The following is a 12818-nucleotide window of genomic DNA, read 5'->3' on the forward strand; positions in this document are numbered from 1 at the left end:
CCAATCTAAGCATGCTGGAACGTTCCAGCAAGGAGTGGCGAACGGGAGTGGGAGGTCTGTGTGGGCTGCGTCTAGACTCCGGGCTGTGACCAGCCGCTCCGTGACCCTCATCGACGTGGCCCGGGCGGCCGGGGTGTCCAAGAGCACTGCCTCGAACGCGCTCGGCGGTTCCGGTCGGGTGTCCGAGACCACGCGCGAGCGCATCCAGGACGTGGCCCGGGAACTCGGATACCGGCCGAACACCGCGGCGCGCAGCCTGCGCCGGTCCAGCACCGGAGCGATCGGCCTGTACCTGCCGCGCACGGGGACCCGCCTGGACTACTACATGAACCTGGCGTTCGGTGCGGTGGAGCGGGCCCGGGAGGACGGGTTGGACCTGGTCCTGCTTGCCCCCGGCACGGCGTCCGGCGGAGGGCTCGCCTCCCGGGTGGACGGCGTGCTGGTCATCGACCCCGAGGTCGGCGACCCGTCTGTCCCGGACCTGCTGGGCGCGGGCGTGCCGGTGGTCACCGGCGAGCGCTATCTCGGCGGGGGTGTCGCGCCCAGTGGCGCCGTGGTGTGCGACAACGCAGCTTCGCTGGCCGCCCTGCTGGACCACCTCGCCGAGCGCGGCGCCCGCAGCCCCGCCCTGCTCGTTCCCGACCCGGGCTCCGACTGGGCTGCCGCACTGCGCGCCGCCGCGAACACCTGGAGCCGGCGCGAGGGCATCGAGACGGTCGTGCGGACGGTCCCGTTCGCGGCCACACCAGCCGAGGCCGAGGCCGCCACCGCAGACCTGATCGCCGAGATCCCGAACCTGGACGCGGTGGTGTGCGCCCCTGACGGCGCGGTGCCCGGGGTACTCGCGGCTGCGGTACGTGCGGGCCTGCGGACGGGGACCGGTCTGCTGGTGGCCGCGTGTGTGGACGGCGCCGCGGCGCGCGGTTCGAGCCCGCAGGTGACGGCGGTCGACCTGCGACCTGCCGAGTACGGGCGTGCCTGCGCGGCCCTGTTGAGCGAACTGCTGGCCGGGACGGCCGAGCCCGGCGTCGTACGGCGCCACGACTGGACGCTGAACGTCCGGGACTCGACCGTCGGTCGGTCCTGAACCCAGCACGGCGGGCCACCGTCGCGTCGACGCAGTCGCGAGCACGACGTCAGAAGGAAGGTCTACCGACGATCCCCCATCGAACGTCACAGACTCAACCAACAGCCGCGCACAGAGCCCCGAAGCGCCGACGAAGCCACAGCCGGTCCCATACGCCCGTTGCGGGATCTCTGTCGTGGATCCAACCGGATGTGGCCGATCGGGGCGGTGAGTTCACTCCGTATGCGGGGACGGCGTTGCCTTCGTCAGTGGCGGATCAGGCCCGTGCGTTTGACGGTTGCCAGCAGCGGGGTGGTGTCGATGGCGGTGACCGCGGACAGCGGGCCGACGGTGTCGGTGAGGAAGGTGTACAGCGCGTCGAGGTTCGCGGCGGCGACAGCGACGACCAGGTTGGCGGGACCGGTGGTGGCGGCGCAGAAGCAGACGTGCGGGTGGGTGCTCAAGGTCCGCGCCGTTTCCTGCAGTGCGCCGGGCTGTACGACGATCCACAGCAACGCCTCGGTCTGCGCGCCGAGCAGCGCGAGATCGAACTCGGTGGCCAGACGCAGCACCTGACCGTCCACCAGGGCCTCCAGTCGTCGGCGGGCGGTCAGCGCCGTGGTGCCGGCGCGGCGGGCCAGGTCCGTGTAGGTGGCCCGGCCGTCCTCGGTCAGGGCGGCGATCAGCGCGGTGTCGACGTCGGCTTGCGTGTACGACGGTGCCGGCGTCTTCGGCGGCGTGGGGTCGGGGGCGAGTTCGGCCAGTTCGGTTGGGGAGAGGAGACCGGCGGTCCAGCGGAACGCTGTGGGGAAGACGCGCAGCAGGGTGTGGGCGGTCCAGGAATCGACGGCGTCGGTGGCGGGCAGGTCGCGCAGCAGCAGGTTGTTGCGGGCCTCCGGTCCCTCCAGGAAGAAGATCGTGGAGATCTCGTCGCCGCCGCCGAGGATGTCGACCCAGACGGTGTCGGTGCGGCGGGCCAGTGCCTGGGCGACCTGGCGGATCTTGTTGGGGCGGCAGCGGATGCGCAGGGCTGCGGGGATGAGGTGCGGGAAAAGCGCCGGGTTGCGTACGGCGGTGGCGCGCAGGGTGCCGTCGGCGTAGAGCAGCGCGACACGACGTACCACGGTGCGTTCGGACAGCCCCAGGCAGCGGGCCACCTCGCGCCATGAAGCACGCGGCGAGGCGACCAGCGTGGCCGCGATCCGCCGATCCGTTTCATCGAGCACCTGTCGCATGATCCGCATGATAGGCCGAGATGCTGGCGTACTTTCTGCGCGCGAGCCTTCGGCTTGGCGGTAAATCCCCCAAGCTCTCCTACAACAGTCTCGTCACCGAACGACCCGTTCGGATTCGGCACCCGCGGGATGAGGGAGAAGACCATGACTGATCACGGAGCCGACCTGCTGATCCGCGCGGGCGCGGTGCACACCCTGGTGCCCGGACAGGCTGTGCAGCGGGCACTGGCCGTGCGCGGCGACCGTATCGCCGCCGTGTCCGCCGACCCTCACGGCCTCGACCACCTGGTGAGCGCGGGAACGGAGGTGCACGAACTGCCGGATGCCACCGTGCTGCCCGCCTTCGACGACACCCACACCCATCTGATCTTCGCCGCGCTCGGCGCCCACGACGTCCCCGTCCACCACGCCCGGAACATCCCCGAGTTCCTCGACCTGATCCGGCAGCGGGCCGCCGTCACCCCCGAGGGCGACTGGATCCGCACCACCACCAAATGGCAGGAACTCAACCTGGTCGAGCGCCGCATGCCCACCGCGGCCGAACTCGATACGGCCACCGACCGGCACCCGGTCCTGGTCAAGCGCGGCGGCCACAACGACGTCGTCAACACCTACGCGCTACGGCTGGCGGGCATCACCGAGGACACACCCGTACCTCCCGGTGGCACGATCGGCCGCGGCACCGACGGCAAGCTCGACGGCCGGCTGATCGACAACGCCCTGCACCTGGTGGAGCATCTGGTCCCGGCCCCGGACCGGGCCCAGCGCATCGACGGACTGCGCCTGGCCAGCCGCGACTACGCCGCCACGGGCATCGGGACCGTGCGCGACTGCGCGGTGACCCCCGAGGACTACGCAGCGCTCCTGGCCGCACGCGCGGCGGGGGCGCTCGGCACCCGGGTGCGCGCGCTGATCTCGGCGCTCGGCCTGACCAGCGCGGCACAGGTGGAGGAACTGCTCGACGTCATGGAGGAGTGGCGTGACAACTCCGACCCGTGGCTGTCGGTGTGGGGTGTGAAGTTCGGCCTCGACGGCGGCCTGGAGGCCGGGGCCACCGAGGAGCCGTACGCCTGCGACCACGCCTTCTCCGGGATGCTGATCTGGGAGCCGGACGCGCTGACCGAGGCGGTCGAGGCCGTGGTGCGGCGCGGCTGGCGGGTCGGCACCCACGCCTACGGCGACCGCGCGGTCCGCACCCTCCTGGACGTCTACGAGCGTGTCCTTCAGCGCAACCCCGGCCTGCCCGCCGGCATGCTGGTGATGGAACACGGCGGCCTGGCCGGGCCCGAACAGCAGGCCCGCGCCGTCGAGTTGGGCATCCCCGTCACCATTCAGCAACCATTGCTGCACGACACCGCCGAGGTGGAGGAGGGCTTCTGGGGCCCCGAACGCGTCGCCCGCCTCTTCCCCGCCCGCGGCTGGATCGACCTGGGAGCCCAGGTCAGCGCCGGATCCGACTTCCCCGTCGGCCAGTTCGGCGCCATGCGCTCGGTGTGGGGCATGACCACCCGGCAGACCGTCATCGGCGTCAAGGGCCCCGAACACGCCATCACGTACGACGAAGCCCTCACCCTGCACACCACGGGCGCCGCCCGGCTCACCGGCGAGGAGCACCTGCGCGGCACCCTCACCCCCGGCCGCCTCGCCGACCTCACCATCTGGGACCGGGACCCCGCCCACTGCCCGGGTGACACCCTGCGCGACCTGAAACCCACGCACACCTTCGTCGGCGGCCTCCTGGTCGCCGCCACCGGCACGCGGTGAACACGCCGCCTCCTCACGGCAGGGCCAGTCAATCCACTTGGTGGCGACTGGCCCTGTCGTGGTCGTGCGGGCGCCCGTTGGGATGGTCCTGCTTCCGCCGACGGGCGGAATGTGCGGAGCCCGCCGTAGCCGCTACCGAGAGGTGTCGATGACCATGCCGGGTACCCGTTCGTTCGTGCAGGTCGATGTATTTTCCACGAGCCTCTACTCCGGCAACCCGGTCGCGGTCGTTCTGGACAGGACGGACCTGAGTGAGGAGGAGATGCAGCGGCTGGCGCGTTGGACGAATCCGTCCGAGACCACGTTCGTCCTGCCGCCCACCAACCCGGAGGCGGACTACCGGCTGCGGATCTTCACCCCGGGAGGCGAGCTGCCGTTCGCCGGGCACCCCACCCTCGGCTCCGCACGGGCCTGGCTGGACGGCGGCGGCAAGCCGCAGCACCCCGAGCACCTCGTGCAGGAGTGCGCTGCGGGCCTGGTCACCGTGCGCCGCGGCGAGGGCGTGCTGTCCTTCGCCGCCCCGCCGCGGGTGCGGTGCGGCGCGCTGGACGACGGCTACCTGAAGCGGATCGTGGCCGCGTTCGGCATCACACGGGAGCAGGTCGTGGCTCATCAGTGGGTCGACAACGGTCCCGGCTGGGCCGTGCTCCAGCTGTCCACCGCCGAGGAGGTCCTCGCCCTCGACCCCGACCTGACTCTCATCCCGGACGCGATGGTCGGCGCGATCGGCGCCTGTCCCGAGGGCTCCGAGTACGCCTTTGAGCTGCGCACTTTCGCCCCGGGCGCTGGTGTCCCCGAGGATCCCGCGTGCGGCAGCATGAACGGCGCCGTCGGCCAGTGGCTCACGTCCACCGGCGCCGCGCCCTCCAACTACCGGGTCTCCCAGGGCACGAGGCTGGGACGGGCCGCGAGCATCGAGGTCTCCGCCGATCCGGACGGCGCTGTCTGGGTCAGCGGCGCCGCCGTCATCTGTATCCGGGGCACCATCACTCTTTGACCTCCCTACCGTCATGTGGGGTCGGGGAGAGCGTCTTCATGGTGACGTAGCTGGTCACCGTGGCCACGCCGGGCAGGGCGGCCAGCTGGTTGGCGTGGAAGTCCTCGTAGGCGGGCAGGTCGGCCACCTCGACCTGGAGCAGGTAGTCGAAGTTGCCGGTGATGTGGTGGCAGGCGACCACCTCGGGCAACTGGGTGATCCCGCGCTCGAACGCGGTCACGTCCGCGCGGGTGTGCCGCATCAGTCTGACGCCGGCGAACACCCGCAGGCTGCGGCCGACCGCGGCGGGGTCGATCAGGGCCCGGTAGCCGCGGATGACTCCGGCTTCCTCCAACTGGCGTACGCGCCTCAGACACGGTGACGGTGACAGCCCGACCCGTGCGGCGAGCTCGTTGTTGCTGATGCGACCGTTCTTTTCGAGCTCGACCAGGATCAACCGGTCCACTTCGTCCATGGTGGCAGATTATTGCGCGCAGGCGTTGACTACCACAATCACACGCCCTCCGTGGGCGCAATTTGCTGCCAAAATTGCTGCCATCTGTCCCGATCTGAACTTCGGTCGGCGAGGCTTCATGACGTCATACCGATGTCCACGGAAGGCCAGCCATGCCGGGCAACAGCACCATCACCGTCCACGCCGACCGCGAGATCCACCCCAGCCGCGCCGTGGCACCGCCCATCTACCAGACCGCGACGTTCTCGGCCGAGGACGGCGAGACGTTCGCGCGGGGCGCCGTCGAACCGCGGGGCAAGGACTTCTACACCCGCTTCGGCAACCCGAATCACGCCCAAGTGGCGGCCGTCGTAGCGGAGTTGGAGGGCACCGAGGCCGCGATCGTCACCGCGTCCGGGATGGCCGCGCTCACCACCGCCGTGCTGGCACTGGTGTCCGCCGGTGACCACGTCATCGGGCAGAAGTCCACCTACGGCGGCACCGGTTCGGTGCTGCTGAACCTGCTGCCGCGCCTGGGAGTGTCGACCACCGTGGTGGACCAGACCGATCCGGAGGCGTTCGCGAAGGCGCTCACTCCGCAGACCCGGCTGATTCTGGTGGAATCCCCGAGCAATCCGCTGCTGCAGATCACCGACCTGCGCGCCGTCGCGGAGCTGGCTCGCGCCCACGGCGTGCTCACCCTGGCGGACAACACCTTCGCCACCCCGCTGAACTCGCGTCCGGCGGACTTCGGCATCGACCTGGTCTGGCACAGCGCGACCAAGTACCTCAACGGCCACTCCGACGTCTCCGCAGGCGTGATCGCCGGGCCGGCCGAGCTGCTGAACCAGATCTGGGACGTCGGACTGCTCACCGGCGCCACCCTCGGCCCCATCGACGCCTGGCTGCTGCTGCGCGGCATGCGCACCCTGCCCCTGCGGGTGCCCCGGCACAACGCCAACGGCCAGGCGCTCGCGGAGGAGCTCGGAGAGCACCCGGCCGTGGCGAAGGTGCACTATCCGGGCCTTGCGTCCCACCCGCAGCACAAGCTGGCGGCCCGTCAGATGAGCGGTTTCGGCGGGGTGCTCGGCATCGAGTTCACCGGCGGCTTCGAGATGGCCGACGCCTTCCTCGGCAAGCTGCGCTACTCCCTGCGGTCGGCCAGCCTCGGCGGCATCGAGTCCCTTGCCGTGCACCCGGCGTCCATGTGGCGCGGGATGCTCAGCGAGGACCAGATCGCCGAGTCGGTGCCGCTGGGCCTGGTCCGGCTGGCCGCGGGCACGGAGGACACCGCCGACCTGGTCGCCGACGCCCTCGCCGCCGCGGACGCCGTACACACCGCGGCGGCGAGCGCCTGAACCACATGAGAGCGACGGTCACGCGCAGCGGCAACGCACCCACCCGTGCACACACGTGACCGGTGTTGGTTTCACCCCAACCGGCCCTTGGTGTGCTGGCGATCCTGGCCCTCATGGCGAGCCAGGACGACACCCGCGTGCAGCTGCACTTCACCGGCGGCCTGGCGCTGGCCCTCTCCCGCGTCGGCTACCTGCGGCAGAAGACCCTGACCGCCCGCAACTGACCGGCGCGGCCGCGAGTGGAGCCGCGGCAACCGCACAACATGATCTTCAACCCATCCGAAAACACCCGTGAAGGAGTGCAACCGATGAAAACCCTGCTCACTGGCGGCACCGTGGTCAGCATGGACCCGGCGGTCGGCGACTTCGACCGCGGCGACGTGCTCATCGAAGACGGCGTGATCGTCGCCGTGGCCGAGCGCATCGACGCGTCGGACGCCGAGGTCATCGACGCCGCCGACCGGATCGTCATGCCTGGCTTCGTCGACAACCACCGCCACAGCTGGCAGACCGCGTTCCGAGGCGTCGGCGCGGACTGGACGTTCCCCGAGTGGGCACTGGCCATGCACGGCACGGTCAAGCCCCACTACCAGCCCGAAGACGTCTACGTAGGCACCCTCCTCGGCCGCCTGGAGGCCCTGCACTCCGGCGTGACCACGATGCTGGACTGGTACCACGTGGCGCAGACCCCCGACCACGAGGACGCCGCCGTCGCGGCGCTGCGCGACGTGCCGGGGCGGTCCATCTTCTGCCTCGGCGCCGGATGGGCCACTCCCGACCCCGTCGACACCACCATCCGCCGCGTCCGCTCCGAACTCACCGACGGTGGCCTGGTCACCATGGCCTGGGGGCTGCGCGGTCCCGAAGACACGAGTATTGACACCCTTGCCCGGGAGCTGAAGCTGGCCGCCGAGCTCGGGCTGCGCACCAGCCTGCACACCGGCTCCGACGGAACACAACGCCCCGTCGCCGACCTGAACGAGCACGGACTGCTGCGGGAGACCACCACATACGTGCACGCCAACGGGATCAGCGACGAAGAGCTGCGGATGCTCGCCGATACGGGCAGCTCGATCTCGATCAGCCCCGACGTCGAGCTGAAGATGGGCTTCGGCTGGCCGATGACCGGACGAGCGCTGGCTGCCGGTCTGCGTCCGACGCTGTCCGTCGACGACGTCCCGTCGGTCGGCGGCGACATGTTTTCCACCCTGCGTACCGCCTTCGCCGTCCAGCGCGGCCTGGACGGCGGCCTCAACTCCCGGGACCTGCTGGCCTTCACCACCATCGACGCCGCCGCCTCCTGCGGACTCGACACCCGGACCGGCAGCATCACACCCGGCAAGGACGCCGACATCATCCTCCTGCGCGCCGACGACATCACCGTCTTCCCCGTCACCGACCCAGCCGCCACCCTCGTCAGCCACGGCCACCCCGGTCTCGTCGACACCGTCCTGGTCGCCGGCCGCGTCGTCAAACGGGATGGAGCCCTGGTCGGCGTAGACCTGCCCGCGCTGAAGACGCGCTTGACCGCCTCCCGTGACCGGGTCGCAGCCGCCGCCGGCATCCGACTCGGCCGCAGCTGGCGTCCCCAGCCCGCAGCGAAGTAGCCGCACCAAGCAAACCTGCTGGCCCACCCGCCCGTGTACATGAAGGGAAACTGGCTGATGAAACTCGTGACGTTCACCGATTCGGGCCGGGTGGCGCTCGGCCTCGTAGACGACGATTCGACGCTCTTGGCCGCAAGCACCCGCTGATGCGGCCCGTCCCCACGCAGCCCGCTGCCAGAAGCCGGACGGGCAGGTCGTTGATGACGGTTGGCTGGGGCGCACCAACGTGCGAGGGCAGTGCGCCGCAGCCTGTTCCCGTCCGTCCAGTCCAGGCCGGGCGTGGTTCGACGGTAGAGGGTTGCTCGGCATGCCGCGAGGTAACGGGCCCGAGCAGCACCGGTGCCGGAGCGGGTGGTCTGCTGTCAGGCTGACGGGCGGGCGATGCCTTGGGGCCGTGGCTGGGCGGAGGCCGCTTCGATGGCGAATCCGAGGCGAATCCGAGAAGTGCCGCGGCGGCGCGTGCCAGCTGCTGCGTTGGGACATAGGCGACTTGGTGGTCCACCAGAGTGGTGATGGCGAGGGCCTCGCCGGTGCAGTGGATGCATGCTGCCGCGGCCTCGGCGTAGCGGCCGTGCCACTCGCTGCGGTGACGAAGCCCCGGTCGCCGCCGCCGTCGGCCGCACCGTGGAGACCCTCGGCGGCAGCGGCGCCATCGTCAACTGCTCCTCCCACAGCCAGACACCAGAACCCGCCCACCGGTCAAGGAGGCAGCAGGGGCGCGAAGTACAGTGCGCCGCCCCCGCTACGTCCGGCCGGTGTGAGCAGGGCGTGCCCCGGGCTGCGGTCGAGTGCAGCCCCTCCTGGGCCCCGACGACCTGCCCACTGCGTCGTCGGAATGGATACCGCGTTGGTCACCTGACGGCCGGGACGCGAGAACTGCTCACCGGCCCGCAGTCGGCAGCCCACCAGGGCACCGAGGACCAGGCGAACAGGTCGGTATCGACGGCGCCCGGGCACAGCCGTCGTCCGGCAGGGCGAAGCCGACACCTCGCCACAACAGCGGCCCAAGAGCCAGCGAGCCTTGCCCCGCGCCCAGCACGCCGGGCGGCGCACGGCGCGCCGCGTCCCGGACTCTCAGCCCCACACCAGGGCGGCCAGGCAGCGATCGCCCGGTCCCGCCACTCCCCCGCGGACGGCAAGGATGCCCGAGCACGGCCACCGTCGCTCCTGGCAGGGGACGGCGCCGCCTGCTCAGGCTTCGGCTCCGTCCTCCTCAGTGGCGATGAAAACCTGGGAAGGGAATGTTTTTCTCCCTGGCTTTCTGATTGGTCGAGTTCTGTGCCCGTACTGGATGCGCTCGGGGCTCATGCGGACGCTGCCGGGTCGGCCGTCGGGATCGACGTCATTGCTTCCGGCTCACCGCCAGACACCATCTGGCTCGATGCGCTGGATTCCCTTCTGTCGTGCCGATGATTGTCTGCCCCAGTCGTTCATAGGGCCGTTCACACTGGCGCGCAAACATTCAAGGCGCCACGGCCGCCTGAGCTCCTCGGTTTCAGAACGTTCAAGTTGGCCGAATATCGTGATGGCTTGGTGGCGGTCGGCCGCGCCGGCGGATGATGAGAGGCCGGTCTGGCAGTCACTGGCCGCCGAGGTGACGGCAGCGGAATCACGATTGAAACAGCCCATCTGTGCGGCGGTGGTGGCGGATCGTAGCTCCCCAGATGAAATTCTGATGAGCCCCGGGCAGGTCAAGGCTGCTTAACGGCCCATGAAGGGGCACGGGTTTCGCCTCGGACCGGCTGATTCCGTCATGGTCACTGCGTCGCTGCCGACGCTAAATTCGCCTTGATCGACCACCGTTCCCCACCAAATAACTGGCAGGGTTCCGGCCTGGGGCGAAAATGGCGCTCGGCCAGGGAAAGGGCATGATGAGCCGCTTAAGACCTTCCGGCCGCTGGGCCACAGGGCTGGTCACCCTCACCGTGACCGCTGCATCCACACTCGCCGCCGTAACTGCCGTGGCCGGCCCAGCCGCCGCGACAGCGCATCCGAAACCCGCGGCAACCGCCGACCAGCCGAAGCTCGGCGACGTCTGCACCTCCGCCGACCTCGGCGCGCGCCACCCCTACATCAAGTCCACCGAAGTGGTCCCGACGATCACCCACTTCAAGGGCTGGTACGTCACCGAGGGCACGACCGGCAACCAGACCGTCACCACCAGCACCCAGACGACCATCTCGGTCTCCGTCGGCCTCAACGGCAATGTCGAGGGCGGTTTCGCCGTCGAGACCCTCGGCAAGGTCGGCGCGAGCCTGGGGCTGAACGTCAAGGTCGACTACTCCTCCACCAGCACCGAGTCGAATGCGGTCACCTGGAACTTCAACCAGCCCGGCTACTACGGCGCCTACAAGGGCACCAAGAAGGTCACCGGTACGTACGGAAGCCTCAACTGCAACCGCGTCCAACAGGGCGACGGCAGCTGGGCGTTGAAGTGGATCGAGGGGTCCGGCAACGGCAGCTTCACCACCTACACCACCCTTGAGGAAGGTGCGGTGCGCTGCCAGGACAAGGTGCCCGCAGGCAGCATCATGGCCAAGGCACAAGACCTCCTCGACTGCGGCTCGGCCACCGCGAAGGCCGAGCACCCGGCGGGTGCGGTGGCGCCGACGGCGAAGCAGAAGCAGAAGCGGGACAGCCTCGCGCAGCGCCCGGCTCTCACCAGCGGCACGTCCGCCCAACTGCCCAAGGCCACCGGGCACAGCACGCGGGCCGCTCTCGACTGCCAGGCCAGCGCCTACAAGATCGCTGTACCCGGCAAGCCCCTGTCCTGGGGCGCCCCGCTCCTGGCGGACGACGGCGTCCGCCTGCGGCCCTCGACGATCTTCAGCGCTCACCTGGACAACTGGCGCCTGTGCAACGTGACGGAGAACAACGGGGTCATCGAGGCGTCCCTGTGGAACTGGGGCAACGGCGGGTGCGCGACCATCGCCGCGCAGAACGCGGCCACCGAACGGGCGGTCCTGCAGACGGCCCCCTGCACGGAGGACGACCTCCAGCGGTTCTACATCTACCGCGACGTTCCCGGCAGCTCGAAGATCGGTGTGCAGAACAAGTACACCGGCTCCATGATGGGCCACGACCGGTACGCGGACGGGGAGTTCATACGCCAGTACTCCAGCGGCAGGCAGGACGGTACGGGTACGTACACCCTGATCGGAGTCTGACGGCCCACACCCCGTGAGCGGCCCCGCACGTGAACCCCCAAACTCCCGGTTTCGTGCGGGGCCCTCCGCGCCCCAAGGCCGGAATAGTGCACGGTCGGAATCCCCCTCCCGCCAGCAGAGCAAAGCCTGCGCTCCGGTTGCCGCCCTGACCTCACCCCTGCCGACGACGGCACTGCGGGGCGGCACCTGATCCGCAGCCGGCACTACAACAACGTCACCGACGCCGACGGCAACCACATTCCCGCCGGCGAGGTGCGCGAGGTTCCCTGGGTCGCCATCACCCCGGTCGTCCGCGTCATCCGCGTCATCGGCGTCCTGAGACGGATGGTCCCGCCCGGCGAACTCCTGTTGAGCAGCGCACATCACGACGTCGCCTGCCCGGGCCGCCACCCTGGCTCGCTCAAACTGGTGGCTGTGACCATGCGGCTCAAGGACTTCGTGGCCTGGGCGAACCGTGAGGTCGAATGCCCGAAGCGCGACTACGGCCTCCTCGACCCGAGCCCGCGAGCGGCGGACGAGCACCGGTAGCGACCGGCCGTCGACGAATACGCTTGAGCCGGCCGCACGGCCGGCGGCGACCAGGTCCCGCAGCTGCTCGTGCGTGATCGCCGGGCCGTGCGGACCGTAGCGGTCGGCGCCGGCGAACACCACCCGGCTGAGCGCCACCGCGGATAGGTGCCTTCGACGGCGACTTCAGGGTCTTGGAGTGCTTCGCACGGAACCGGCCTGCCTATCCCTCATCGGCCTCCTGGCCGTTGGCTTCGTTGGCTTCGTTGGCTTCGTTGGCACGGTCGATCTCGGCCATGTGCTCCTCCGCCCAGGTCCGCAGCCCCGCAAGCGCGGCTTCCAGGGACAGCCCGAGTCCGGTGAGTCGGTAGAAGACCCGCGGTGGCACGGTCGGTTCGACCCGGCGCGACACCAGCCCGTCGCGGGTCAGGCTTCGCAGCGTCACGGACAGCATCTTCTGGGAGACGCCGGGCATCCGGCGTCTCAGCTCCGCGAAGCGCACCTCGTCCGGTGCGGCATCGGCGAGCGTCTTGACGGCCATGGACGTCCACTTCGTACCGATGCGGTCCAGCAACTGCCGCGTCGGGCAGTGGGGATCGAACAGATCGCCGCGTACCTCACGACCGGCGGCCCGGGCTCCTCTGGTGGTCACCTGTGGCTCACCACCTTCCCTGAAAGTGCCGT

At 70.0% G+C, this 12818-nt stretch carries 10 protein-coding genes; 7 read left to right on the forward strand and 3 right to left on the reverse strand.

Annotated features, from left to right (window positions below; genetic code table 11):
• Window positions 1-85 precede the first annotated feature (85 nt).
• The gene (locus ACLJT4_RS20635; RefSeq protein WP_411123853.1) at window positions 86-1087 is read left to right on the forward strand and encodes a LacI family DNA-binding transcriptional regulator; all 1002 of its coding nucleotides are present in this window, start codon (window positions 86-88) and stop codon (window positions 1085-1087) included.
• Window positions 1088-1332: 245 nt separating this feature from the next.
• On the opposite strand, the gene ACLJT4_RS20640 is transcribed toward ACLJT4_RS20635, so the two are convergent.
• Window positions 1333-2310 (reverse strand): AsnC family transcriptional regulator, encoded by a 978-nt coding sequence (locus ACLJT4_RS20640; protein WP_411123855.1) that lies wholly within the window; start codon window positions 2308-2310, stop codon window positions 1333-1335.
• 135 nt (window positions 2311-2445) lie between these two features.
• Between ACLJT4_RS20640 and ACLJT4_RS20645 the strand changes: the two genes are divergently transcribed.
• Both ACLJT4_RS20645 and ACLJT4_RS20650 read left to right on the forward strand, forming a co-directional pair.
• Entirely contained in the window at window positions 2446-4065 is a 1620-nt protein-coding gene (locus ACLJT4_RS20645) for an amidohydrolase (protein WP_411123857.1), read from the forward strand.
• Window positions 4066-4219: 154 nt separating this feature from the next.
• Window positions 4220-5062, forward strand: a complete 843-nt coding sequence (locus ACLJT4_RS20650; RefSeq protein WP_411123859.1) for a PhzF family phenazine biosynthesis protein — start codon at window positions 4220-4222, stop codon at window positions 5060-5062.
• On the opposite strand, the gene ACLJT4_RS20655 is transcribed toward ACLJT4_RS20650, so the two are convergent.
• Window positions 5052-5516, reverse strand: a complete 465-nt coding sequence (locus tag ACLJT4_RS20655) for an Lrp/AsnC family transcriptional regulator (protein ID WP_411123861.1) — start codon at window positions 5514-5516, stop codon at window positions 5052-5054. The genes ACLJT4_RS20650 and ACLJT4_RS20655 overlap by 11 nt on opposite strands.
• Window positions 5517-5668: 152 nt before the next feature.
• Here ACLJT4_RS20655 and ACLJT4_RS20660 point away from each other — a divergent pair, with 152 nt between their 5' ends.
• From ACLJT4_RS20660 to ACLJT4_RS20675, 4 genes are all read left to right on the forward strand, one after another.
• Window positions 5669-6853 carry a trans-sulfuration enzyme family protein gene (locus ACLJT4_RS20660; protein WP_411123863.1) on the forward strand — a complete coding sequence of 395 codons (1185 nt, stop codon included), beginning with the start codon at window positions 5669-5671 and terminating at the stop codon, window positions 6851-6853.
• A gap of 308 nt (window positions 6854-7161) precedes the next feature.
• Complete coding sequence (locus ACLJT4_RS20665) at window positions 7162-8460, forward strand: amidohydrolase family protein (RefSeq protein WP_411123865.1); 1299 nt, start codon at window positions 7162-7164, stop codon at window positions 8458-8460.
• A gap of 1871 nt (window positions 8461-10331) precedes the next feature.
• On the forward strand, window positions 10332-11627 hold the full coding sequence (locus ACLJT4_RS20670; protein WP_411124280.1) for a hypothetical protein: 1296 nt from the start codon (window positions 10332-10334) through the stop codon (window positions 11625-11627).
• A 252-nt stretch (window positions 11628-11879) separates the two neighbouring features.
• On the forward strand, window positions 11880-12155 hold the full coding sequence (locus ACLJT4_RS20675) for a hypothetical protein (RefSeq protein WP_411123867.1): 276 nt from the start codon (window positions 11880-11882) through the stop codon (window positions 12153-12155).
• Between the two features lie 202 nt (window positions 12156-12357).
• On the opposite strand, the gene ACLJT4_RS20680 is transcribed toward ACLJT4_RS20675, so the two are convergent.
• Window positions 12358-12786 carry a winged helix-turn-helix transcriptional regulator gene (locus ACLJT4_RS20680; RefSeq protein ID WP_411123869.1) on the reverse strand — a complete coding sequence of 143 codons (429 nt, stop codon included), beginning with the start codon at window positions 12784-12786 and terminating at the stop codon, window positions 12358-12360.
• Between the last annotated feature and the right edge of the window lie 32 nt (window positions 12787-12818).

Source organism: Streptomyces sp. x-19, assembly GCF_046549115.1.
GTDB classification, from domain to species: Bacteria; Actinomycetota; Actinomycetes; order Streptomycetales; family Streptomycetaceae; genus Streptomyces; species Streptomyces albulus_C.